This is a genomic window from Sphingobacterium pedocola, from assembly GCF_015209965.1.
In the GTDB taxonomy this organism is placed as follows: domain Bacteria; phylum Bacteroidota; class Bacteroidia; order Sphingobacteriales; family Sphingobacteriaceae; genus Sphingobacterium; species Sphingobacterium pedocola.
In genome coordinates, this window is record NZ_MU158689.1 from 439233 (window position 1) to 462824 (window position 23592).

General features: G+C 42.7%; 23 protein-coding genes. 8 read left to right on the plus strand and 15 right to left on the minus strand.

Translation table 11 applies throughout. The features are described from left to right. Positions 1–72 precede the first annotated feature (72 nt). On the plus strand, positions 73–1317 hold the full coding sequence (locus C4F40_RS01740; protein ID WP_196937650.1) for a TlpA family protein disulfide reductase: 1245 nt from the start codon (positions 73–75) through the stop codon (positions 1315–1317). Between the two features lie 69 nt (positions 1318–1386). Here C4F40_RS01740 and C4F40_RS01745 read toward each other — a convergent pair whose 3' ends face one another. Beyond that, positions 1387–1599, minus strand: a complete 213-nt coding sequence (locus tag C4F40_RS01745) for a hypothetical protein (RefSeq protein WP_196937651.1) — start codon at positions 1597–1599, stop codon at positions 1387–1389. Positions 1600–2004: 405 nt separating this feature from the next. Next, entirely contained in the window at positions 2005–2424 is a 420-nt protein-coding gene (locus tag C4F40_RS01750; RefSeq protein WP_196937652.1) for a hypothetical protein, read from the minus strand. 238 nt (positions 2425–2662) lie between these two features. Here C4F40_RS01750 and C4F40_RS01755 point away from each other — a divergent pair, with 238 nt between their 5' ends. Beyond that, positions 2663–3730: a LytTR family transcriptional regulator DNA-binding domain-containing protein gene (locus C4F40_RS01755; RefSeq protein WP_196937653.1), complete on the plus strand. Its 1068-nt coding sequence runs from the start codon at positions 2663–2665 to the stop codon at positions 3728–3730. A gap of 26 nt (positions 3731–3756) precedes the next feature. On the opposite strand, the gene C4F40_RS01760 is transcribed toward C4F40_RS01755, so the two are convergent. Further along, a complete protein-coding gene (locus C4F40_RS01760) occupies positions 3757–3954 on the minus strand; it encodes a hypothetical protein (protein WP_196937654.1) in 198 nt (65 codons plus the stop codon). Between the two features lie 271 nt (positions 3955–4225). On the opposite strand from C4F40_RS01760, the gene C4F40_RS01765 reads away from it, so the two are divergent. Next, positions 4226–4546, plus strand: a complete 321-nt coding sequence (locus C4F40_RS01765) for a MerR family transcriptional regulator (RefSeq protein ID WP_196937655.1) — start codon at positions 4226–4228, stop codon at positions 4544–4546. Between the two features lie 209 nt (positions 4547–4755). Here C4F40_RS01765 and C4F40_RS01770 read toward each other — a convergent pair whose 3' ends face one another. Continuing rightward, positions 4756–5178, minus strand: coding sequence for a hypothetical protein (locus tag C4F40_RS01770; RefSeq protein ID WP_196937656.1), 423 nt, complete (start codon positions 5176–5178; stop codon positions 4756–4758). A 177-nt stretch (positions 5179–5355) separates the two neighbouring features. Between C4F40_RS01770 and C4F40_RS01775 the strand changes: the two genes are divergently transcribed. Continuing rightward, positions 5356–5997 (plus strand): fibronectin type III domain-containing protein, encoded by a 642-nt coding sequence (locus tag C4F40_RS01775; RefSeq protein ID WP_196937657.1) that lies wholly within the window; start codon positions 5356–5358, stop codon positions 5995–5997. 74 nt (positions 5998–6071) lie between these two features. Here C4F40_RS01775 and C4F40_RS01780 read toward each other — a convergent pair whose 3' ends face one another. From C4F40_RS01780 to C4F40_RS01830, 11 genes are all read right to left on the minus strand, one after another. Then, on the minus strand, positions 6072–8438 hold the full coding sequence (locus tag C4F40_RS01780; RefSeq protein WP_196937658.1) for a TonB-dependent receptor: 2367 nt from the start codon (positions 8436–8438) through the stop codon (positions 6072–6074). 19 nt (positions 8439–8457) lie between these two features. Further along, a complete protein-coding gene (locus C4F40_RS01785; protein WP_196937659.1) occupies positions 8458–10821 on the minus strand; it encodes a TonB-dependent receptor in 2364 nt (787 codons plus the stop codon). Positions 10822–10883: 62 nt separating this feature from the next. Beyond that, positions 10884–12074 (minus strand): hypothetical protein, encoded by a 1191-nt coding sequence (locus C4F40_RS01790; protein ID WP_196937660.1) that lies wholly within the window; start codon positions 12072–12074, stop codon positions 10884–10886. Positions 12075–12127: 53 nt separating this feature from the next. Next, positions 12128–13540, minus strand: a complete 1413-nt coding sequence (locus C4F40_RS01795) for a hypothetical protein (protein ID WP_196937661.1) — start codon at positions 13538–13540, stop codon at positions 12128–12130. Positions 13541–13577: 37 nt separating this feature from the next. Further along, positions 13578–14756: a hypothetical protein gene (locus tag C4F40_RS01800; RefSeq protein WP_196937662.1), complete on the minus strand. Its 1179-nt coding sequence runs from the start codon at positions 14754–14756 to the stop codon at positions 13578–13580. A 27-nt stretch (positions 14757–14783) separates the two neighbouring features. Further along, positions 14784–15665 carry an HmuY family protein gene (locus tag C4F40_RS01805; protein ID WP_196937663.1) on the minus strand — a complete coding sequence of 294 codons (882 nt, stop codon included), beginning with the start codon at positions 15663–15665 and terminating at the stop codon, positions 14784–14786. A 7-nt stretch (positions 15666–15672) separates the two neighbouring features. Further along, the gene (locus tag C4F40_RS01810) at positions 15673–16740 is read right to left on the minus strand and encodes a hypothetical protein (protein ID WP_196937664.1); all 1068 of its coding nucleotides are present in this window, start codon (positions 16738–16740) and stop codon (positions 15673–15675) included. Between the two features lie 30 nt (positions 16741–16770). Continuing rightward, positions 16771–17916: a hypothetical protein gene (locus tag C4F40_RS01815; protein ID WP_196937665.1), complete on the minus strand. Its 1146-nt coding sequence runs from the start codon at positions 17914–17916 to the stop codon at positions 16771–16773. Between the two features lie 25 nt (positions 17917–17941). Further along, positions 17942–18646, minus strand: a complete 705-nt coding sequence (locus C4F40_RS01820; RefSeq protein WP_196937666.1) for an HmuY family protein — start codon at positions 18644–18646, stop codon at positions 17942–17944. A 110-nt stretch (positions 18647–18756) separates the two neighbouring features. Further along, the gene (locus C4F40_RS01825; protein ID WP_196937667.1) at positions 18757–19017 is read right to left on the minus strand and encodes a transcriptional repressor; all 261 of its coding nucleotides are present in this window, start codon (positions 19015–19017) and stop codon (positions 18757–18759) included. An 8-nt stretch (positions 19018–19025) separates the two neighbouring features. After that, positions 19026–19586: a biliverdin-producing heme oxygenase gene (locus C4F40_RS01830; protein WP_196937668.1), complete on the minus strand. Its 561-nt coding sequence runs from the start codon at positions 19584–19586 to the stop codon at positions 19026–19028. A gap of 137 nt (positions 19587–19723) precedes the next feature. On the opposite strand from C4F40_RS01830, the gene C4F40_RS01835 reads away from it, so the two are divergent. The 4 genes from C4F40_RS01835 to C4F40_RS01850 all read left to right on the plus strand — a co-directional run bounded on the left by C4F40_RS01835 (position 19724) and on the right by C4F40_RS01850 (position 23565). Next, the gene (locus C4F40_RS01835; protein WP_196937669.1) at positions 19724–20563 is read left to right on the plus strand and encodes a heme/hemin ABC transporter substrate-binding protein; all 840 of its coding nucleotides are present in this window, start codon (positions 19724–19726) and stop codon (positions 20561–20563) included. 6 nt (positions 20564–20569) lie between these two features. Next, the gene (locus tag C4F40_RS01840) at positions 20570–21610 is read left to right on the plus strand and encodes a FecCD family ABC transporter permease (protein WP_196937670.1); all 1041 of its coding nucleotides are present in this window, start codon (positions 20570–20572) and stop codon (positions 21608–21610) included. A 79-nt stretch (positions 21611–21689) separates the two neighbouring features. Continuing rightward, positions 21690–22505: a heme ABC transporter ATP-binding protein gene (locus C4F40_RS01845; protein ID WP_196937671.1), complete on the plus strand. Its 816-nt coding sequence runs from the start codon at positions 21690–21692 to the stop codon at positions 22503–22505. Positions 22506–22587: 82 nt separating this feature from the next. Continuing rightward, positions 22588–23565: a helix-turn-helix transcriptional regulator gene (locus tag C4F40_RS01850; RefSeq protein WP_196937672.1), complete on the plus strand. Its 978-nt coding sequence runs from the start codon at positions 22588–22590 to the stop codon at positions 23563–23565. Positions 23566–23592 lie beyond the last annotated feature (27 nt).

Sequence of the window (23592 nt, forward strand, 5' to 3'; positions counted from 1 at the left end):
ATGCACATTAACTTGTCTATAGACCTCTCCTGTCGTCGAGGTGACGGACTTTGATAATAAGAATATAAAAACATGAAGAAGATTATAACATATATTATTTTATGGAACGTAGTTGGGGTAGGCTATGCACAACAGAAGCAGGTGGATTTGAGCAAGCAGGTGAGGGTAGGGGAAGCGATGCCAACTTTAGATCCACAACAGGTTTTGTTTTATAACCAGAACCATATCAATCTCGGCGACTACCGGGAGAAGGTATTGATCTTGGATTTTTTTGACACATATTGTTCAAGCTGTATTGCTTCACTACCAAAGCTGCAAAAGCTACAGAATGAAATGGGGGATCAGTTACAGATTGTAATGGTTACCTGGCAGGATAGGGAAACCATCGAAAAATTTTGGTCATCGAATAAATTTGTAATGGAGCATAAGATCCATTTGCCGATGATCTACAGTGACTCGCTGTTGCGGAAATATTTTCCGCACCGGGTTATTTCGCATGTGGTATGGGGCTATCAAGGCAGCGTGCAGGCGATTACACAACCTGATTTTGTGACAGGTGATCGCATTATTCAGCTGTATAGAGATGGTAATATCAAGCTGCCATTGAAATATGACTTCGAAGACAATAGAAAGCAAAATGCTAACATACAGAATAGCAAGGGATCCGTATCGCTTACTGGATTTCAGGAGGGGAGACCAACGACGAGCTATGCTTATGGATTGGATAGTTTGACTGGTATGTACAAGACTTCATTCTACAATATGCCAATATTTGGAGCCTATACAGCTGTATGGAGCAAAATCAAAAAGCCTGAATTTATCATGAAACCTGAGCGTATCGTATGGGAGGTACGGGATTCGAGTTTATACAAAAACTTTGGCCCGCAGGGAGCAGGGCAGATCTGGCTGTCGCAGCACGGGATATGCTACGAACGTTATGATCAGGTGGCGCGTAGTGAAAAAGAACAAGCGGAAATAGTTTTGCAGGATTTAAATAGTTTACTTGGTGTTAACGTGTATTGGTCAACTAAAAAGATGCCCACTTTAGTCATCGAAGGAAAATACAGGAAGCCGCAGGATTTCGAATCGATAAAAGGACAAATGATGGAAGGAACCTCTGTATTGGCCTTTAGTCTCGATATGGCAGGAGGATATCCTCCCGTAGTTGATGAAGTAAATAGCAAAGAGTTTCTGGTATTGCCTAGATATAAAACTCTGGCGGATCTCAACCAGCTCCTTAAAAGCTATAATCTTCGTATTATAGAAAAGAAGGCTGATTTGGAAGTGTTGATTTTTCAGGAGAGCGGAAGCAGATAATCTAAGGACACAATAAGGGGTTAGCGCTAACTAACCCCTTTCCGGATAAATTTATATGTTCTTACCTATCTAATCCTTAAGCTGAACATTCGTCGATGGATTTCTGTTATTCAGTGCAATGATCATTTCATTCTTCAATGCCTCTGTTAAAACAGGTTGTCCACCAGCGTTATCAGCTTGAACCGCACAGATTTGGTCAGTTCCACCACATGAAGGTGATGGATTTAACGTGTAATCTGCTGGTTCGGTAGGATTAGAGCCGGTAAATTGAAACCAAGCCATAATGACCTCCGATTTTTAACTATCTTTACTTAGATTTATAAGGTTACAACATGTTACTCGCATGTTGGCCGCTGTGCCTCCGGCTTCCGGGGGCATTGCTTTTTTTATAGCAAGCGGTCTTGAATATTATCATTTCCCCGCCCCACGGGGGAATAACGCAAACTTACGCCAGCGCCATAGGGCCGGGCTGCGGAGCAGGCACCTCATATCCATTCTCCGATAAGCCACAGCAAGAATGGATCTGTTATAGATCATGGGCGATAAGCCGTAATGGGCTTCCTTGCGCCTTACGTTGTTCCGTTCTGCTGCGTACTTTCTTCTGCTTGTATGTAAGCTGTTGCTCGTCATGTATTCTGTTTTTAAAGAATGTGCTACAATGGGAGAGGGTGCATCATAGCCTTATCCTTAAGCGTTTTCTAAATAAAAAATGCGAACGGCAAGCGATACCGTGTAATCGGGGTCTACCTCGTCCTTTACTGCTACGGATTGGCTCTGCACCCGTTGTAACCGCTCTTCCCAAATAACAACCTTTGGATTTTGAGCTGTTGCTCGTTGCTTACGGTTCTCGTCTTTATCCAACGTAATATTACCTCGGTGCTGCAATACATTTTCCAAGGAGGTGCCGTACGATTCTTGCGCAAGTACACCCAAGCTGATGACAAACTCCCGCTGCTCGGCACTAAGGCTAAATCGGTAGCAAACCCAGTCTACAAAATTAGCCCGTATTAGAGCACATTCTTGATCGATACCGGTTTGCCCCAACTGGTAGACCTCGTATTGCCATTCGTCTACGCCTAAGGATGTAAATGCAAATTGTTTGTTCATGATATATTGTTTTACTGTTTAAAAAAGGAATCTAATTCCCGTTAATTGGTACCGGTAAAGCTAGGGGCAATCAAAAACAAAATAAAAGCTTTTTTTGCCAAAGGGCGTAAAGTGGGTTTACGCAGGAGTGAAACCCAAAAAATAGGGAGTAAAGTGTCGATAACTCTATGTAATCGATTGTTTTGGTAGATTTTTTTTGTTATTATTGAATATCGTATGTACCAAACCTCAATTATTTATGAAGATTATACCCGTATGGAAGGAATTTCTTAAATCAGAATATTACAATTTTGGAATAGTAATAGGCATCTCTTTATCGACGGGTCTATTAGTAGCGCTGTTTCCTTTTCAAGATCTAACACCATCAAATATCTTTCGCTTTCCCATATTAATCGTCACCTTGGAAGCTGCATTTATCGCCGGCCTCATTATCACATGGGTCATGTTTGTATCCTGGGTACTCGACGGAAAGTATGACTGGTTGGTAGCTACCTCAAAACGGGCAGTCTATCAGATGCTCTACGGTGGTGTCGTTTCTGTGGGAATTATTACCAGCGTACTGGGCATGGTATATGGTAGACCGTTGTTTGATATTGATACATTTCAATATCTTTTTGCCCTGCAATTGTTGCTGGTATACTTGATTAATGACCGGGCCTATATGATCTATTTGGCAAAGCGAAAGCGTAACTTCAAAAAAGAACTGGTAATTCGGGACGAGCAGTTGCGCCATCAGGCCTTTGAATTGCAACTTCTTACAGATAAAAATAAGATGCAAGAAAATCAGCTACTCGATCTAAAAGACCAACACGCAGCTTTTCGATCGGAACTGGCAACATATACCGACTCGATTATAACGCTTAAAGCGGAACTTGGGGAGAAGGAGGCAATGCTTCAGCAATATCTGATGCCACCTCAGGAAATAGCGCCGTATACCTTAAAAATTGCAAATAATGAGCGCGTATTTCTCGAATCTGAAATCCGAGGATTTGAAATCGATGGCCAGCTCAATAAAAAGCCGCTGATCCACCTGCATACCACCACAGGAGAAAAAATATTGACCTCAGAAAAGGGACTTAATAAAGTTGAAAAAAAGTACCCGACGTTTCCGCGTTTGAATCGGCAACTCCTGGTTGCGCCACACGCAATAGAAAGCTATGAACTTAATGGCACCGATGGTGCTTATGTACGCGTAAACTTTAAAGAGGACGTAGTCCCAGTTAGCGAAGAGAATTGGACGAAAATTGGAGATAAGATAAGGATCATAGTCGCAGAAAATAATAACAGTAGTAGTGCAGCATCTTAGTCCCTCTCCAAGATGCCGTGTAGTAATTAAGATCTACACATTTTTTTGATTTCATCTGGATCAAGCCCCGTATAGTCGGCAAATTCCTGTATGCTCAGGTACTGGTGGTCTGCCTTGCCGTAAACTTCTTTGATTAAGCTTAGGATGCGTCTGGCCTGTGAAAGACTCTTCCCCAAAATGATGCTTACATCTTTGGGATATATACAGATGCGTGTATTGTTCATATCGTTCTATTTTTTTAATTGGTTGTGGTGGAATATGTTGTCACCGCAATATCTTGATAGCGCGCGATCCCTCTCCTCCGGCTACGGCCGGATCGCACAATAAGCTAAAATACCAAAACACAGCTTGCAACAAGAAGCAAATGTTGTCATTTATGCCCATTTGTACCCATATATGCCCATATGGGACATTGAATTACAGTTTACTACACAACTTTGATTAGCGGTAGCATAGTGCTATGGAGAGGAACCATTGAAGTAAAACGTAATAACCATGAAAAATCAAAATGAACGCGTCTTACAGACGCTGCGGGCAATATTGAAATTATTGGAAGATCGGGTGCCTGCAACAATACATGTACCTACAATCAAAAAGGAAGGCGAGGAGACAAGTGTACAAATAATTCATGAAGAAGAAGGACTGATGACCCTCAAGGAGGCATATGTCGAGTTAAATATCAGCCGTAGTACACTGCATACACTTCGTGAAGAAGGTAAACTTACCAGTGTCTATCAAGGTCGTAATGTGCGGCTGCTCCGCATAGAAGTGATGGCCGCCAAGAAATGGTACAGCACGATGAAGGGTAAACTTTAGTCTCCAGCAACCTCCCGGCGGCTTTCCCGTGCCCTATTCCAAATGCCTCCGCTACAGATCGTAAGTGCTATGATGCGGGGGCATTTTTCTTGGACATGAAGGAGTATGTATCTAATGCAAATCGCTTTTACTCCAGTGCCGTTCATACCTTCTGTGATGTACAGGCAATTGCCTGGAGCAACGCGGAAGACTCCTCGGCTACGCAACTATTACGATCCATCATTGATCGTATTTTCTTCGGATGATATCCACTCGGATGCCCTGCGGAAGAAAGCACCTGCACCTTCCATCGTATTATCCCGACTGTTGATCTGGATGTCTATCGTGCCCAGGTAATGGTATGCGTATGCAGGGATATTTTCTTTTATCTTGATCCGGTATCCTGCGCTGTTGATACCATACGATACGGTGCGAGACGGATTGCATGCAACGTTGATCGTTTTCCCTACGTTGCCGATCGTATTTCCTGCCAGCCCGAGCATAAAAGATGCGCCGCTGAGGAGACTTCCTCCGGTGCGCATCGTACTTTCGAAGCGGGCAGTTTGCTCAGGTTTGATCAGAACAAGCCCCTTGTTTGCACAATCTTGAGCAACTTTGATCATAAAATCGACTAAGCTCTGGCTCCTTTCCATCTTTGGAGCATGGAAACAGAAGCACTCATAAAATCAAGACATCCGCCGTAAGAAAAATGCAAATCAGCGAATACACAAATTGGCAGATCTGCGAATCAGCATACGGATATTATAAAAGCAAATCCGCGAATATGCAGATCTGCACATTAGCATACAATAATAAAATTTAAAAACATCATGAGAAAAGATAAAGTAAAAACAAATTACGAGAAAGTATCCGAGTTTGAACTGTCGACATTGGCAGGTCGGGTACTCAAAGCGATTCAGGAACCAGCTGCAGCAGTTTATTTTCCGAATCCAAATCCTACATTGCCTGTTCTCGAGGAATTGGTTAACGATTATATACAGAAGCACGAGATCGCGAGCAGACGGGGTAGTGCTTTGGAGATCGGCCAGAAGAATGAGAGCAAAACACGGCTATTGGAAGGGCTGCAGCTACTGGCAACCTATGTGAATCAACAAGCCGGCGGGCAGATATCCGTGTTGCTTAGCTCAGGCTTGATACTGGCGAACCAACCTAAGAGCAAGGATACGCCGCTGATACCCCTGAATCTCAAACTCCGGGACGGTAGAGTAGGAGGGCAGATGCGGTTGGATTTTCAGGCAGTAAAAGATGCATGGCAGTATGAAGTGGAGATCGGACAATCTGCCGTGGGGTCGGCCGAGATTCTCTGGGAGCGAACCGTCATGACTACCTCCTCGCGTAGCAATGTGCTGATCGGCTTCGAACCGGGCGTAAAGTACTATGTGCGTGTACGTGCCCTAAATGGCAAAGGTATCGGCGATTGGTCCGAGCCGGTATCATTAATAGCGAGGTAAGGTGTAGGAAGGGTAAAGGGTCGGCTGCGGTCGACCCTTTACATTATTCACTACTTGCGCTAAGCGAATGTATATTAGCGTCGAAAACTATATGTTATCCCTCCAATGAATACCCGCCCCGCCTGTCCGGGCATCAACTCGTGTTTGAAATCAAGTATATTATCCACGGTGAATCGAAGTTTCATACGGTCTTTCAGGATTCGTTTTTCTATGTAGGCATTTAGTAGCAGATGCTGCGGTACAAACGTATCGAACCTGTCAATGAAGTTATTGTTATTTCTGTCAGCAAATGCATACTTTCCACGGTAGTTCGCCCGTATCGAGCTACTTGTGTTCCAAGGTTTGTAATGATAGAATACCTGTATATTGGCCATGTGCCGCGATCGATTTACTATCCCCCAATAATTCTCAATCCTGGGAGCAAACGATTGGCCGGTCTTAGGATCGTGCAGATTTTGATTATAAGGCCAGCCCCCCGAGCGGATACTGTCTTGGATGCTAAGGTCTTTTGCCAGAAGGTATTGGTATCCCGCCTGTATCTGTAGTCTTTCCAATGGTTGCCATTGTACATTTGCCTCGATACCTTTGTTGGTCGCTTTGGGTAGATTTTGATAAGTGTAGATCTGTCCGATACGTGTGCCTGTAGCTACAGGAATCGCATCAATTTGATTTCGTAGATAATGATAAAACACTCCTGCCTCTACCGCCATACTGGTATTCGGTTTCCATTGGGTGCCGAGATTGAAAGAAGTACTTTTTTCTGGTTTCAGATTTTGATTCAGTTGATCGGCTATATGAAAAATCTCGCTGATTTCTCCAGCTGCATTCATCAGTTCCAGTGTTTCTTTCAATAATTCATTTCCTATAATAAGGTAATTTGCAGACGGGTTGAAGAATGTGAGATAGCGCATGCGATAATCCGGAGCTTTAAAGCCTGAACCTATACCTGTCTTGAAGGAGATTTTTTCGTTTAGGTAATATTGCAGACCGAAGCTCGGATTAAGCTTTCCTCCATAGGAACTAGTTTTGTCATATCGCAGGCCGCCACGTAGGTCTAGCTTTTCCCATAGGCGTTTGTCGCCCTGGAGATAGGCAAAGAGGGTGGCCAGCTGTTGTTTATCGCCAATAGCTTGATCGTTCATGTATTCTAGGCTCCCGCCAAATCCTCCGGTCAGATTTAATCCACTCCGATAATTTTTGGTCAGTTGCTGTTCGATCCGGTGTACGGTTTGTTTGAAGGAAAGCTCGCCACTATTAGCGGATTGGCTCTGCCATTTGTTAAACTGATCAACGTCATAATGTGACAGGTAGTAGCGGCTGATGCTACGTATCCCCCTACGGAAACTGTGATCTAAACTCAGTGAATAGTTGATGTCTCTTTCATCCTGCTTGTCTTGTCCCTGCCATTCGCTATCCCAGTTCTTGGTCATATCTGATTTTCGTGTACCATACCGTATGCTTGTTCCTAGATATGTTTGTTTGCTAAGTTGGTAGCGTATCCGACCTTGCGTATCAAAGTTGCTATAAGGAGGGCTGGACTGACCGGAAGAAAGATAGGGGTTGGTATTGAAGCCGTCCGTGCGGTAATAGTTTGCACTAAAATGTGCCGATCCGCGCTGATGTGCAAAAGGTGTTTCGGCATCAACGGTAGCGTCGATAATGTGTAAGCTACCGTAATTGAGTGATAGCTGTGCCTGCGGTTCGATGGCACCATAACGGGTGATGATATTAATTGCCCCGCCAAGTGCATCGCTGCCGAATAAGCAGGATGAAGCTCCTTTTACAATCTCTATACGCTCGATGTTGCTGACGGAGATCCTGGAAAGGTCGAAGTTCCCGTTGTTACGTCCCACCATAGGTTGGCCATCAATCAGTACCATGATATATTCGCTTCCAAACCCCTGTAATTGGGCACCGATAGAGCGACTTCCGCCTCCAACATTGTTCACGATAGCTATCCCGGTCTGTTCCTTAAGGACTTCGTCCAGCCGACGGCTGCCCATCATTTCGATCATCCGACGGGTAATCACTTGAAGGGGCATAGCGGAGCGGTTCAGCTGTAGCAGCTGGTCGGGCGACTTCGGTGTTTGTGTGGCCCGTTGTACATCTACGGTTTCAATGAGCTGTGAATCAGAATGAAGGGTGATATTTTTGGAGATTGTCTTTCCCGCCTCGACACGGATCGTGTCTCGGTAGGTGGTATAGTGGTCATGGACGATTTCTATGACATATGTTCCTGGATATAGCTTGTCAAAGATAAACTGGCCGTTCTGGTCGCTTTGCACGAGATGTTTGTCGGGTTCTAAGAGGATGTGTACCCCGCGGAGAGGTAGACCTTCTGTTGTGGAAATCTGGCCCATAAAGTTTCCCAATTGAGCATAAGTTCCCCATGTGATGAATGACAATACCAATACATGGATATAGCGTAAGAGCACGTACATACTTTTAGTTGTCTCCTTTTTACTTTTTACTTAAATTATACGTCATACCTACGAAATAGACTCTTCCGGGCTGGAACGGCATCTTGGAGTCTATAAAATTCAAAATGTTCTCTGTACTCGCCCGCAATGCAAGCCTGTATATGGGGAATTTTTTTTCTATCCCGGCATTAAGCAGGTAGTGCCCACGGACGAAGGTGTCGAATCGATCGAGATAGCCATTGTTGTTACGATCGCTAAAACCGTATTTCCCACGGTAATTTAGCCGGAAGTTAAATGTCATTTGTAGCGGTTGGTAGGTATAAAATACACGCGCATTGAACATGTGATTGGAACGGTTTTCTATACCCCAGTAGTCACTGCCCGAGGGGTTATAATTAACTGTGCCGCCGTTGGGATCAAAAATTGGATCGAAGTATTTGCCTCCCTCGCGGATTTCGTCAGCGATACTTCTGTCCTTGGCAATAAGGTACTGATAGCCTCCACTGATCGTGAGATCTACTATCGGACTGTAACTGAAGGAAAAATCACCACCCTGGTAATATGCTTCCGGATTATTGCGGTAAGAATAGATGAGGCCCCCATCGATATCCGTACCGATCAGGACACGGTTGATCTGATTGTTGATATCATGGTAGAATATGCTTCCCTCCATACGTAGCTTCCGATTGGGCGATTCCCAGACGAGGTTAACGTTATACGATTTACTCATTTCCGCATTTAAGGCAAGACCTTTGATTTCATCATATATAGGTTGCAGTTCATATTGACTTATCCTTCCACTCTCCCTTAGGGAGTTGATGACATCGCGCATGGTATTGGTGCCCAGTACCATACTGTTGATGCCTGGGTCATAGGATACCTGGTATAGCTTTTTCATATCCGGTGCCTTAAAAGCGGTACCGTATGCTATTTTAGCGGTTAAATTTGGCAATATTTTGTATTGCAATGCGGCACTGGGGTCTAACCGCCATCCGTAATCTACAATCTTGTCATAGCGGATTCCAAATGTCAGCTCAAGTTTGGGAATGATATCCCAGTTGGCCTGAGAGTACGCAAAAAAGGTTTTAATCTGGTTGATATCGCTGAGTATGTTTTGGTCGATCTGGTCAATTGTCCCGCCACCTCCCGTAATAACGTCCAGTCTGTCAGGGAGGGTGTAGGAAATCTGTTGCTCGAAGCGATGCAGTCCCTGTCCAAAGGTATTTTGACTTAGGCTGTCGCCTTGTGTCAAGGCAACGAAGTTGTCAAAGTTGAACTGGGTATAATAATAGCGGGTCATGCTTCGCCAGCGTGCATTAAAGCGGTGGTCAAAGTTTGCCATGAGGTTCAGGTCTTTTTCATCGAGCCCATCTCCAGTTTGGTAATTTGTCCCCTCAAACGCCTTGTCCATAAAGCTTCTTCGCAAGCCATAGCGGGCACTGACCGAAACCGCATTTTTAGGATTGAATGTATAGCGCAATCTTGCGTGTGCGGCGTAGTTGTCGTATGGAGGCAATGTGCTGCCTTTGATTAGGCCTTGGGACGTGTTAAATCCGTCGGTATGGTAGTAGTTTCCGCCCATTGATAATGTTCCCTTGTTATTTAGAATCGGTGTCTCTCCATCGAGCATCACATCTACGGTCTGATTGCTGCCGTAACTGGCTGTTACTACAGCCTGCGGATCGGTGACGATTTGTTTGGTAATAACATTGATCGTACCGCCCAATGCGTCTCCACCATAGACAAGTGCAGCAGAACCTTTTGTAATTTCTACCCGCTCAATGTTGGCTACACTGATCCGTGAGAGGTCAAAGTTGCCGTTGTTGCGACCAACTATGGGCTGTCCATCTATCATGACCAGGATATACTCACTTCCAAACCCTTGCATCTGTACACCTATTGCACGTGCTCCTGCACCGATATCGTTGACAATGGCCATGCCTGTTTGCTCTTTGACCACTTCGTCCAGCCGTCGGCTGCCCATGAGTTCTATAGTGCGTCTGTCTATGACCGTCACGGGCATGATACTGTTTTCTAGCTTGACCAATGTCTCGGTATTGGCGTTGATCCGTCTTCCTTGCACGGTAACTTGATCTATGGCTTGCTGATCGGTATCCAACACGATATCCAGTAAACTGGGGTTATTCTTGATTTGTATAGGTAGAATTATACTTTTATACCCCACGGCAGATATTTCGAGGTTAAAGTTTTTGCTTGGAGCGAGGATACTGTAATAGCCGTTGCTATCGGTTTGGACTGCGATCCCCGTATCGAGTATACGTAACGTCACGTTTTCTACTGTTTTCCCTGTTTTGGTAGTCACTGTGCCCTGTAGACGATACGTTTGTGCACGTGATGAAGCTATGGATAGTATAAGGAAGAGTAGGGTAATGTATGTTTTCATTGATGTGTTGTGTACTGTGCTGTTGTTAATCTACGATCGTGTGCATTAGCTTCTGTTAGAAATTAATCCCGGGTTCTTACGTTTCTGCTGCCGTCTTCCTGTATAAAATAGCGAAAAGTGATATACGGGCTGGGCCAATTAGGATCGGTCAATACTTCTGGAGCGCCTTTATACATGGATATCAATTGCATTTTCCCGTAACGGTAGCTCCCGTCTGGTTGTTCCAAACGTAGATAATATGCTCTGTAAGGGAATGGCTTGGCAATAAATGTACTTCCAATCTCATACCAGGGATTTATCCCCGGGCCGTATTGTGAGGTGTATCCAATCTGTAGATTGTCTGCAGGGCGGTTGTCAAAAAACTCGTCTTCGGGCGCTTCATTCATAAAATCGTAGCCGTACTCATACATGATCAAAGACGACTTGGAAATAGGACTTCCATGGCTCGGACTATACCGATTGCGGCCATTGTTAATAAATACGGTACCGTTCAGATCATCTGTAAAAGCAAGATCCCAATCTGCGGTTTTGAGATAACGGGCAGAATCCGCTGCGTCCCGGATAAATTGCTGCCAACGGTCGCTGAACCGATAGAGAAATATACTGTACTTGCCGGCCGCTTTGCCACTCTTGCTATACTCCACTTGGATGAAGTCCGTATTGGCATTATAGTTGGCATCGTTTACCATCAGCTCCCAGGCCTTGCCATTGTATTGGTACACCCGATTGTTGTCATTGTCCCGATAGGCCCACCCATTTTGTGGACTGGGGGGTGGGTTTTGTATGAATCCTCTCCAGTTGATATAAATACTATCATTCTGCGCCGTCCCCCTATGTCCATTGATGTCCATTTGGAACCAGGCATTGCTGCGATAGATATATTGATATCCGTCTATTGTATTGCGGTACGCCTCATTTTCTGCGACCGTGTTGGGATGGGAAGCCGCATCTGCACGCCATTTTATATTTCCTTCGGTACTACCGTTAATCCCTATGGCAGCATTGATGATTTCTCCTGGTCGAGCGACGAAACGTATGGAATCGGTCCACCTTGAGTTGTAATACCGTTGACGAAGGTATAAGTCGTCGGTCTCATAATTGTCATCCCAACCGTCGGTAGCCAGTGTATCGCCCGGCAGATCGTAGATAAGGGTACTACGTCCGTCGTCGTAATTTGGCGTAAGGTCTTCCAGTTTATAACACGAGGCGAGTCCTAATGTTATTAATGTAATTGCGACAATCAATCTACTCATATAGAAAGGATGAAGTTTAAAGTTAGTCTGTACATGCTGAGTGGATAGTTTCTTTAGTTAGTAATATGTGTGTTGGTCAGCTTTTTTCGTGGCAATATGGTATTGTTGATCGGCGTGCCGCGAAAGGTGAGACCTATGATTACCACTTCTTTGTTCAGTACGGCTGTGGCGGTGGTTGGTATGGTAAAGGTAATCCGATTGCCCGATATGGCTCGGTTGGCGGGTGGGATATTATAGGTACTGTAAACCCCGGTGCTGGCATCTTTAAGTCCAAGTGCCAATGCAGCGAATGTAGTATATGCGGATCCGATAGCGCTGTCATCAAAAGTGTAATCTAAGGTCATCTCTTCTCCCGCTTTGATTTGTTTTCCCTCATGTGAAAATTCAAGGGTAGCATACCTCGTTGCCTCGATTATTGGTTGAAATAGGGCTGTGGAAAGAGGAGAGCCTATAGTGTAGCTGTAGCTACTATTACTATGACGCAAGGAGAAGTTAAATATTCTATAATGTTTATAGGTGTTGAAAAAGTCGGGTGCCACCTTTACCACAATATTTCCGATTTCTGAGATGCTGACCAAATTTTTATCGATAGTGACGCTTAAGCCATTGATTACTTGTCCCGGAATGATTTGCTGTAGCCCTAAGCCGAAGGATGCGATGTCACTGATGCTGTAATAGCGGTTAAAAACTGCTTGCCAGCCTTCCTTGACATTGATCTTAAACTCCAAATCGGAGCCAATAGGCACATTGCCGTAGTTGGAATACGTCACATCGTTTATTATGCTAGTTAATGTCGGCAGCAAAAGATTGATGTTAATAACACTCGATTTGAAATCTCCTACTTTTACATACAAGCGGTGAATCCCGGTATCTAATTCGGAAGTTAGTGCGGGTAATGTGGCTTGAAGTAGGTTTGTTGTCGCTGTGCTTTCGTCGAAAGGTACGTCAAATTCAAACCCATCGCTTACACGTTGCAAGTATACTTTGATGTCTTTAACATCTCCAGTAGAAAGAAAATACTGGCCGTTAATGTTAATGGGTGTCGGAGATGACCAGGAATAAAATGTTGGGGCGTTATATATCGAGGGTACTGCAATGTTGAATACTGGTTTTAAATTGAATACCGAGATACTACCGTCTTCGGCGGTGACGGTATACGTCGTGTTCTCTGAAAAATCAACTTCTTCACCGGAAGCGGGGGAGATGGATGCGCCTTCTGAGACTTTGATGTGAGGGGTTATCTTCGCTGGTCGCTCAGCATCCGGACTCCAGTAAACGGTGATTTGATTGTTGTTGATGACGGCATCCAAACTATCGATATCCCCATAACCGGAAATACTGAACTGTTCGATGCTGTTGAATGGTTTTAAGATTTGTTCGTATTCCGTTTTACAGGCATTCATCACCGAGATGCTCGCGACAAACAGCAGGAAAAGAACGATTTTCTGTATATATATATTGCGCATGTTTTCTTGATCAAATAGATTTTGTAATAGGGTTGGATTATTGTTTGGCTTTTACGGTTAAACCTGATGAACCGCCACGGTTTATCAAGACATCGTTACCAAGGTCTGTCTGCTCGTCGAAATCTCCATAGAAGGCGAGTCCATAAGTCGGTCGTGTGTGGTAGATAATGGTCGGAGACTGTGAATTCCATCCACTATTGGGGTATAAACCAATGGGTAGATCGGGAAAAATAGCCTTCACCGTGGTGCGGGTAGCACTCACAATTTTCATGGGCACATTTTTGTTTAGGAGTTCCAAAGGAAAGCCTTCCGGTGTATATCGGATAGCGGTGTTTGGTATAAGTGTGTTGTAGGTGAGCGGATCTCCTGCAACGCGGGCGTATAGATTTTTTAGGCCTACAAACACGGTACCGTAGCGGTCATCTGTCGGGCTGTTCCGACTTATGGTAAATTCTATCGTGTCGCCAGCAGCATAATGCATACTTGATGTTATTTGGGTCATGTAGGGTCTTCTATAATAGAGTTTCATAGGGTTCAGGTCTGTCACGCGCCCCTGATGCTCCATTTTTACGTCGTATTCACCGGCCATGGCATTTGGCGAAATGTCGACCAGCATGGTATATAAGGTGCCGGGGCTTACCGAAAAGGCTGTAGCATAGTCATTATGTTGTTCTCCCGTCGCTTTGTTCGTGAATACAAATCGGGCATTGGTACTGGTGGATTCGAAATTGCCAATTAATGTCAACCGGCCATTGACCGGTTTTTCCAGCAATGTTGTCGCATCCGGCGTACCACTAATACTTACATTTAATGTTTGACCATAGGGCAGTACTTTTTGTATGACCGCATAACTGCGTGAAGCTCCAGTAGCGCTTTTGACAGTGTACTTGGTGGTGTCAGCGCCTAATCTTAATGGTTCTAGACCACCATCTAGGTTGATTTCTTCACCTTCTGAATTATAGATGCTAGCCCCTTCATCCAGTCTAATTTCTGGCATAAGATATTCGATAGCATAGTAATAGGGAACATATAGCGTTATCGTGTTTTTTTCTTCGTTGATCGCTCCTAATAATTCCTGCTCCGTATTGGTAATGCTAAAGGCAAGGATTTTGTTAAATTCAGGCTTCTCGTAATCGACATGTGCTGTTTTGGTACAAGATAGAAATCCGAGAAGGAGGAGCATCCATATGCATGTCTTGGTGTGTATTTTATTCATTATGATAATAACATTGAAGTAATTAAATTATATTCCCACTGTTGTTTTTTTTGTGTTTAGATTTATGTGTAAGGACGGATTACGTGTGACGAAGCCGAAGCGTTTTTCATCTTTTTTTATAATCATATAACGAAAGCTCACATACGGAATGGCACCTACTCCCCGTAACATGGCCATGGGGTCTGTGACGCCTTTGTAAAAACTCTGCACTTCCATTTTGGCATAATTGCCGTTTGCCGTTCGTATAATGATTGTCCGCGGAACAACTTTTATTTTTCGAGGGCCGTACTCTCCGGGAAAAGCCTTTGCCATATCTTCCGAAAGAGGATACATCATGTGTTGATAAAGGTATCCGTTGTCTTGTTCCAGCTTCTCCGGTCTGAAAATGTTGTCGAAAAAAGTGTAAAAGGTATGACCTCCCGGGTTCAACGCATCACCCATGCCCGCTAGTCCTGCAAGACCTGGGATCTTAAAATCGGCGTCGTCGGGTACATCCATCACTTCGCTATAGGGCTGCTCTAACACAACCACTCCTCCTATACTGGAGGAGCCATAACCAAAGCCTGTGGTAGATCCGTTATTGGATATGATGGCTGTTCTATACAATCCGGAGAAAGAGATATCCCAACGGTCACTTGTCCTATAAGCTGTGGGTACCGACGAAAACTTATTGAGGCTGAAAAATAAGGGATCTGAGCCATCCAATGGACGGTGGCTCTCCGGTATGTTGTTAACACCAAGGTCAAGAATTTGTATTTCCCTATTGAATACGGAATCACTTGGAGGGAGATCAGGATCCCAATCGTAACCATTGAGATCGTAGACTTCGCCACAGGAAGTAAGGGCTAAAAGAGTACTACAAACTGTAAAAAGTACTATACTTCTCGTGCATACTTTAATTTTCTTCATTATCGAACTAATTGGCTACAATAATTGTGTTTTTATTCGGTGTGATTTGATACGAATAATTGTCCGTGTAAGTTGGTCTATTTACCATTGGTGCTTTGGGGAGAAATGTGACAGAAGAAATATAACCCCCTATTGCATTTGTTGCAGTCGTAGGTAGTACGAATGTAATCTTATTGTCTGCAAGCGTGAAGTTTGATATGGATATATTGGCAACGCCTACAGTACCATTAGCTCTTGGTACAGCTTGAATATTTAAACCTATAGTAGCACCGAAATTGTTTTGAAAATACCGAACTACCGCTCCATCAAAGTCATCTGAAAGTGCATAATTTAAGGTCAATTCTTGGCCCAACTTTACATTTTGACCAATCTGCTCCAAATGCATACCATGAGTTAACAGACTAGTAGGAGGTTGTCTAATATACACGTCTACATGTCCTGATGTCAAATCTCCAACTTTGAGCCATATCTTGTGCCATCCTGTGTCTTGTTGAGCTGTCAGTCGAGGTAACTTTACATCCAAACTTGTGGAAGTTGCTGTTTCAGGATCAAATGGTATATCAAATTCCAAACCGTCCTTTACCCTTTGTCCATAAACTTTGACTTTACTTAAATCTGTCGCTAGAAAATATTCACCAAACAACTTGAAATCTCGAACGGTTCCCCATCTTAAAACGCTTGTAGAGGTATTAATTGCATTTGTGCTATTTAAGATAGGTATAGGTTGCTGAACGATAGGTTTGATTGTATAGTTACGGACAGTACCGTCTTCTGCGGTCACTGTATAAGTCGTGTTTTCAGAGAATTCCACTTCTGTTCCTGACGCTGGTGATATTGTTGCTCCTTCTGACACACGAATTGTAGGTTTTATCTGTATTGGTAAGGGATTATCTGAATTCCAATAGACCTGAATTTCATCACCAGAAATAGCTGCATTAACAGAGTCTAGACTTCCATATCCTGCTACTGAAAATTTTATAACCTCGTTGTATGGTCGTTTGATTGTTTCTGTTTTGGAACATGATACAATGAACAACGCTAATAAAGAAAATATAACTGTTTTATAAATATTCATATCAATAATAATCTTAAGTAAAATTGTATTTTATAGTACCTCTAATGTGCTCGATATTCCAGATAGCAGTACCCCATTTCCCCAATTTGTTTGTTCGTCAAAATCAAAATAGAATCCCATGCCGATATCTGTTATAAATGGGAAATATTTTCCAAATGCGTAAAACGTACCATATTTTCCTTGAGGTAGATTCGGGAATTTTACTCTTACTTCGGATCTATTCCATGAAATAATTTCTAAGGGGATCTCTTTATTGTAAAGATCTTCCGAAAATCCTTCTGGAGTTAGGTATACATAGGCTTTATCCATCTTTAGATAGACTCTTTTTAGCCCAATAAATACACCATTGTTATTATCGTATACTGCTCCATTGAGTAGACCATATCCTTCTGCTTTTAATATCATTTCTTCTCCAGGTGCATATTTTGTGGTAGACAAGAAAAAACCAGGTATTCCAGGCGTATATTTTAGTTTAATATCGGGTAGATTTGTTTTTCTTCCCAGATGCTCCATACTGACTTCATACTCACCCGCAAGGGCTGTTGGTAGAATGTTGATGGTCATCACATAGTTTGGGGATCCTGAAACAATGTTATTTATTGACACAAAATCATCATGTGTTTTGCCCGTCAATTTATCTTTGAAATAGAATTTAGCTTGTGTGTTCGTAGACTCAAAATTTCCAGTTAATCTTAAAAGACTATGTACAGGTTTTTCTAAAGTGACACCTTCAACAGCTCCAATATAACTAACAGTCAGTGGAGAACTATGGGCTGCAATTTTTTGAATAACCGTATAGCTGCGTCTTGCGCCAGTACTACTCTCAACAATGTATTTTGTATTTTGCCCCAGTGGAATTGGTTCTAAACCTCCGTCCAGATTTATAAGTTCACCTTCTACATCCAACAAACTGGCACCCTCGTCTAATTTTATTGTAGCGTCCAATACACTTAAGCTGATGAAGTATGGTATATATACAGTGATCGTATTATTATCATTATCAATAGCGCCCAATAATTCTCCTGTTGCCGTTTTTATTTTATACTCCAGAATGCGGTTTTTTTCTTCTTTTTGATAATCTACTAACTCGGTCTTGGTACAAGCAAGAAATAGAGAGATTATACAAACTAGTGGTATAAAAATGTTGTTGAGGTCAAATCTCAATTTTGTTTTCATTTTCGTGATTTATATAATAATTAATTTAATTTGTTTTTAAATTTTTACTGCCATCCTGTTGTACAAAATATCGAAATGTCAAATAAGGAGCCGGCCAATATAGATCAGATACAGCTGGAGGATTACCTTTGTAGATACTAATGATCTGCAGTTTAGCAAATTTTCCATCGGCTAGACGGAGTAGATAAGTGCGGTTTGGATAGGTTTTCATGATATGTGTTGTCATATCGTAGCTGTACCATCCGGGCGAACCACCATCGGTAGCCCATCCGATGGTGTGGATTGTGCTATTATCAAATTCGCTGTCTGAAGGTGCTGTGCTCAAAGATTCATACGATTGATGGATTAGGATGATTGACGTATTATCGACTATACCATCGTAACCGGGTGTACCGGTATACTTTTTGTTGTTTATTTGTATATCGCCATTGTAATTGCCCGTAAAAGCCAGATCCCATTCACCCGTCTTAAACCATTTCAACGAATCTGCCTTAGTACGGATCCAGATTTGTTTCTTTAGCTCGAGATTGTACAGAAAGGTATAGAAAGGACGTTTTTCTTTTCCATCGATTCCTTCAGCAATAGAGGCTTTGGTGTCGCCGGCCAAATCATATATAACTGTACTCTTGCCATCTTCTAAAGATGGCGTAGCTTCTTCTTTTGCACAATTTGTAAGTAGTATTACGAGTGTAAAAGCAAAGAGTTTATTTAAACCAATTCTAAATAACATGGTGCAAATGTGCTTAATCTGTTTTGAAATATTTATATGCAATCCGTATTATTTTATATGCAATCTGTATTTTGCCTGTTTAAAGCCTTTGCAGGTGGTTCTTTCTAGGTTTAGTTGCTCAAAATAAATTGCTGTTGTCGTTTTTTCGTACAAATGGGAACAATACATTTGAGTTTTACCAAGAGCCTGACCGTTTTATGTACGGTAGCCCAACTAATGCGGTGTTCTTGGCGGATATATAGCCAAAGATCATCGATGCTGCCTGTAAAAGGGGTAGCACATAAGGTATCGATGATAATCAGACGTTGCTGACTGATGATATAACCGTGTTCAGTCAGCAACGTCAATATGGTCTGCTTTGTGCTTTCCATCTACAGGGCTAACTTGCGGCTGCCGTTTCGAACACATGGCCGAAACGTGTGAAAGTCTCGTCGGCAGCTTCGAGTATAATCCGTTCTTCTGCTTCTGTTTGGGGCAGGCTGTTTAATACCGTGGTAAATGACTGCCACATTTTTCCACTATCTGCTCCGTATCCAGAGAAGAAATTAAAGCCTTTGTCCATGCCGTACTTTTGCAGCATCTGTACAATGTATGGCCCACCCATAATCGAACCTTCTAGCACGTATAATGCGCCAAAAGCTTGTAGGGTATTGCTAATTTGCGGTGCCTGTGCTATAGGAAGGACGTTGATGTCACCGCCGAGTTCTTCAATATCTTTCTTGATGTAAGAAGAGTTTCTTCTTTCTGCCATGTCAGGCAGGTTGCCACTATTAATGTAAGGGGCTATCGCTTGCTCTACTGCATGAAAATAAGCGTAGAAATTCTTCAATACATTGGCGTAGTCTGCGTTGCTTCGTACACTTTTTAGCTGCAAAACAACTGTCTTTTCTAATTGTTGATGGGCCTGTTGCGTGGCCTCTTTGATTTTTGTATTTACCATAGTAGTACAAAAGTGAACAAGAGTTGGGATAGTCGTTATATGATATCCGTATTACTTTATATGCAATCCGTATTATTTTTAATCAGTCTACATAAAAACTTGTTTTTCGATTCATTTAGTCATTTCTTTGCATGGATATGAAACAGAACATTTTCTTATGTTGGCTTTTCTTAATTGTTTTTGCTGCGCAAACAGCTGTTGCACAGCAGCGTATCATTACATTGAGTAGTGCTTTGAGTGAAACGGTACACGCCTTAGGTAAATCCAAAAATATAGTCGCTGTGGATGTGACGAGTGAATATCCACAAGAAATTAAGCAGAAGCCTCGAGCGAGTAGGGATCGCACTTTTGCATTAGAAGGCCTATTGGCCTTTAAACCGGATATGATCCTTACCCCACCTAACGAGATCAGTTATGCTGTTGAAGTAAAATTGAAAAAGCTGGGGGTCAGGGTAATTACTATAGAGCAAGAGTATTCGGCATCGGGTGCAGAACGCTTTATAAAAGAAGTTTCTCAGGCTATCGGTGCAAATTCAGAGGGAGCGATTTTAATTAAAAAGTTCAATACAGAATTAGCGCATGCCCTGAAAACTATCAAGGTGCAACGTAAACCCAAGGTACTCTTTGTCTATGCACGAGGTGTTGGTCTAATGAGCGTAGCAGGAAAAGGCAGTCATATCGATGCGATTATATCTTTGGCGGGAGGCCGTAATGCTGTACAAGAATTTAACGATTTCAAACCGTACAGTACCGAAGCGCTGATAAAAGCTAACCCAGACGTTTTGTTGTTGTTTGATTTCGGAACAACTAGTCTCGGTGGAAAAAATGCAGTGTTGAATATGCCCGGAGTATCGCTCACGAACGCGGGTAAAAATAAGCATGTCATTTCGATGGATGGCCCATTGCTGATTAATTTTTCAACACGATTGCCGCAAGCTATCTTAGCGCTTAACAAACATTTGCTCACTGTAAAGTAATATTTTTTGAAAAGGCAATTTATCTATCTATCGTTTATCATTATACTGTCTTTCTCTACAGTGTTGTCTTTAAGTTTTGGTGCGTTTTATATTCCATGGCGAGATGTGTGGTTGAGTATGGTCCACAAGCTGGGATTTTTTCAATCGGAAGCTATAGATGAACTTCATAGTGGGGTCATCACACTGGTACGTTGGCCTAGGACGTTACTGGGAATCTTGGTTGGTGCAGCATTAGGGGTTAGTGGCGCGGCGATACAGGCAATTTTTCGGAATCCTTTGGCAGAGCCAGGTTTGATCGGCATATCCGCTGGAGCATCTTTGGTAGCAGCTTCGATTATCGCTTTCGAAACATTGCTATTTTCTACACTTGGTTCGTTATTTGGCCATTATTTATTGGCATTTGGTGCTTTTTTTGGTGCAGGATTAGCTACTTGGATAGTGTATCAGATAGCGTTGTATGAGGGCAAACCCCATATTGGTACGATGCTGCTTGCTGGGGTAGCCATCAATGCTTTAGCAGGCTCATTGACGGGATTGATTTCTTTTGTCTCAGACGAGCAGCAGCTCCGCTCTATTACATTTTGGATGTTAGGTAGCCTCGGAGGTGCTTCGTGGGAAACTGTATGGACGATGTCGCCCTTTGTATTAGTGGCATTAGTCGGACTACCGCTTCGTGCAAGAGCCTTGAATGCGTTGTCCTTAGGAGAACAGGAGGCGCAGCAGTTGGGGCAACGCCCTAATAAGATTAAGATCATGGTTGTTCTATTGGCGACGATGGCGGTGGGTGCTGCTGTATCTGTGTCAGGAATAATCGGTTTTGTAGGTCTATTAGTGCCACATGCAGTGCGTATGATAGGAGGTTCAGACAATAGATACGTATTACCAGCATCTGCTTTGTTGGGTAGTATAATCCTGACGATAGCAGACTTGATCGCTCGTACGATCGTTCCTCCGTCTGAAATACCGATTGGCGTCGTGACGGCATTACTAGGGACACCTCTATTTTTGTATATACTGATAAGGGATAAAAAGAAAATAATTATTTAACTGAAATCCATGTTGAAAGAGAAGTGACAGCAAGCTTAGGCTTTTTTTACTTTTTACTTTTGAATTTTTACTTAAAAAAATGCTGGTAGCAGAGAATCTAACTTACACCATTAAAAAATGCCCTATCCTTAAAGGGATAAATTTTGTGATACACCCAGGAGAAATGGTAGGTTTATTGGGTGCAAATGGTGCAGGTAAATCGAGTTTGATTAAATTGTTAAATGCGGAGCATACGGCGACAGCGGGAAAGGTCAAATTAAACGGTGTTGACCTGAGGTCTTATTCGGCGATTTCCTTAGCCAAAATGCGGGCCACGATGGCGCAGCAACAGCAAATGTCGGCCGATTTTTCCGTTAAGGAAGTGGTTTTGATGGGGAGGTATCCACACTACGTGGGTAAACCAAAAGCTAGTGATTTGGAAGCTGTGGAGCAGACAATGGCGCTATGTGGCGTAACCCATCTTGAAGAACGATCTATTTTGAGCTTGTCTGGAGGTGAGCGCCAGCGTGTACATTTGGCTAGGATATTAGCGCAATTATGGGGGCAACCCAACGCGTTGCTTCTACTGGATGAACCCATTTCAGCAATGGATATCAAGTTTCAGCATCAGTCGTTGTCTTTAGTTCGCTCTTTAGCGGATAAAGGATGGATGATTGTTGCAGTACTTCACGATATTAACTTGGCTGCGCAATATGTTGATCGGTTGTTTTTGATGAAAAATGGTCGAAAATTGATGGATGGAACACCTTCTGAAGTATTGAATTCTAGAAATATCTATACCATCTTTGGGATCGATGCTGAAGTGGTAGTTAATCCAAAGACTCTGCATACGTATATCGTACCATCCGCGTTGAAACCCGCTGTTTTTGAATTCGATAAAAGTATGGTTTTATAGTTTAGAACTTGCTGATTGTTATTTAGAATAATTTTAAATAATACGTAGAAAATGTATATTTGTATAAATTGAATGTAGTACTATGTTGATCAGATCCCGTATAGGAGGGTTGTCAAATTGGTTATTTGAAGAAAATATACCCGATGCTTACGTGCCGAACTATAGTTTGGAGGAAAAAGAAGTCAATGTACAGGAAGAAGCCATCTTTTTGCATAATAAACAAGTCACTTCGGGTGGTTTATTTCTGATGAATTCGGAGATGCGCTTCGATAAACCAACCCATATTTATACAGAAGTCAACGGAGAAACAATCACCAGTCAATTTATTTTTTACAAGAAGGCAGCAGAACAGTTCAAAGGAAAGTCTAATGCTTTGTATGGTCGAAGTCGTCATAATATCCGTTACATCCCGACAACTACTAGTGAGCACGAGGTTAAGGAAGGGATTGACTACATGTATTTCCTCATCGTGCTGAGTAAAGACTATTATTTTAATTTGATAGACCGGCATTCTATCTTGCATGAAGATTTTGTAAAAGAAATAGAACGTGGTAACTATACCTCATTTGCTTCGGAGGATTTCTTTGTGACATTAGAGATGCGACGTGTTATTGACGACATGGTCAATTGTCGTCAGGTAGGCGAACTGAAACGTATACACACAGAGGCGCGTATTTTGGAATTGCTGATGTACCAACTGGAACAATTGGGTGGTAATGGACATGAACAGGAGCTTATTAAAGGTGATGACATATTTAAATTGGAACAGGCTCGTGAGGTGTTGAAATCCCGCTATGCTTCGCCTCCTACACAAAAGGACCTGTCACGAGAGGTCGGACTAAATGAATTTAAGTTGCGCAGGGGGTTTAAAGAATACTTTGGTATTACGGTATATGATTTTATTACCAGGCTGCGTATGGAGAAAGCACGAAAGCTTTTATTGGAAGAACAGATGACAATCAGCGAAGTTACTGCTTTGGTCGGGTTTTCGCACCAGAATAATTTTAGTATTGCTTTTAAGAAATATTTCGGACTACCGCCCAGTGAGTTGAAGGCTTGATTATCTGGGGGTGTACGATGTCTGCCA

Excerpts from the sequence above, each read along its gene's own strand:
- C4F40_RS01805 (WP_196937663.1), bottom strand. The coding sequence starts at position 15,665 with ATGAAGAAAATTAAAGTATGCACGAGAAGTATAGTACTTTTTACAGTT.
- C4F40_RS01845 (WP_196937671.1), top strand. The coding sequence starts at position 21,690 with ATGCTGGTAGCAGAGAATCTAACTTACACCATTAAAAAATGCCCTATC.
- C4F40_RS01795 (WP_196937661.1), bottom strand. The coding sequence starts at position 13,540 with ATGCGCAATATATATATACAGAAAATCGTTCTTTTCCTGCTGTTTGTC.
- C4F40_RS01850 (WP_196937672.1), top strand. The coding sequence starts at position 22,588 with ATGTTGATCAGATCCCGTATAGGAGGGTTGTCAAATTGGTTATTTGAA.
- C4F40_RS01800 (WP_196937662.1), bottom strand. The coding sequence starts at position 14,756 with ATGAATAAAATACACACCAAGACATGCATATGGATGCTCCTCCTTCTC.
- C4F40_RS01745 (WP_196937651.1), bottom strand. The coding sequence starts at position 1,599 with ATGGCTTGGTTTCAATTTACCGGCTCTAATCCTACCGAACCAGCAGAT.
- C4F40_RS01810 (WP_196937664.1), bottom strand. The coding sequence starts at position 16,740 with ATGAATATTTATAAAACAGTTATATTTTCTTTATTAGCGTTGTTCATT.
- C4F40_RS01760 (WP_196937654.1), bottom strand. The coding sequence starts at position 3,954 with ATGAACAATACACGCATCTGTATATATCCCAAAGATGTAAGCATCATT.
- C4F40_RS01820 (WP_196937666.1), bottom strand. The coding sequence starts at position 18,646 with ATGTTATTTAGAATTGGTTTAAATAAACTCTTTGCTTTTACACTCGTA.
- C4F40_RS01835 (WP_196937669.1), top strand. The coding sequence starts at position 19,724 with ATGAAACAGAACATTTTCTTATGTTGGCTTTTCTTAATTGTTTTTGCT.
- C4F40_RS01750 (WP_196937652.1), bottom strand. The coding sequence starts at position 2,424 with ATGAACAAACAATTTGCATTTACATCCTTAGGCGTAGACGAATGGCAA.
- C4F40_RS01780 (WP_196937658.1), bottom strand. The coding sequence starts at position 8,438 with ATGTACGTGCTCTTACGCTATATCCATGTATTGGTATTGTCATTCATC.
- C4F40_RS01790 (WP_196937660.1), bottom strand. The coding sequence starts at position 12,074 with ATGAGTAGATTGATTGTCGCAATTACATTAATAACATTAGGACTCGCC.
- C4F40_RS01765 (WP_196937655.1), top strand. The coding sequence starts at position 4,226 with ATGAAAAATCAAAATGAACGCGTCTTACAGACGCTGCGGGCAATATTG.
- C4F40_RS01770 (WP_196937656.1), bottom strand. The coding sequence starts at position 5,178 with ATGGAAAGGAGCCAGAGCTTAGTCGATTTTATGATCAAAGTTGCTCAA.
- C4F40_RS01815 (WP_196937665.1), bottom strand. The coding sequence starts at position 17,916 with ATGAAAACAAAATTGAGATTTGACCTCAACAACATTTTTATACCACTA.
- C4F40_RS01740 (WP_196937650.1), top strand. The coding sequence starts at position 73 with ATGAAGAAGATTATAACATATATTATTTTATGGAACGTAGTTGGGGTA.
- C4F40_RS01830 (WP_196937668.1), bottom strand. The coding sequence starts at position 19,586 with ATGGTAAATACAAAAATCAAAGAGGCCACGCAACAGGCCCATCAACAA.
- C4F40_RS01825 (WP_196937667.1), bottom strand. The coding sequence starts at position 19,017 with ATGGAAAGCACAAAGCAGACCATATTGACGTTGCTGACTGAACACGGT.
- C4F40_RS01785 (WP_196937659.1), bottom strand. The coding sequence starts at position 10,821 with ATGAAAACATACATTACCCTACTCTTCCTTATACTATCCATAGCTTCA.
- C4F40_RS01755 (WP_196937653.1), top strand. The coding sequence starts at position 2,663 with ATGAAGATTATACCCGTATGGAAGGAATTTCTTAAATCAGAATATTAC.
- C4F40_RS01775 (WP_196937657.1), top strand. The coding sequence starts at position 5,356 with ATGAGAAAAGATAAAGTAAAAACAAATTACGAGAAAGTATCCGAGTTT.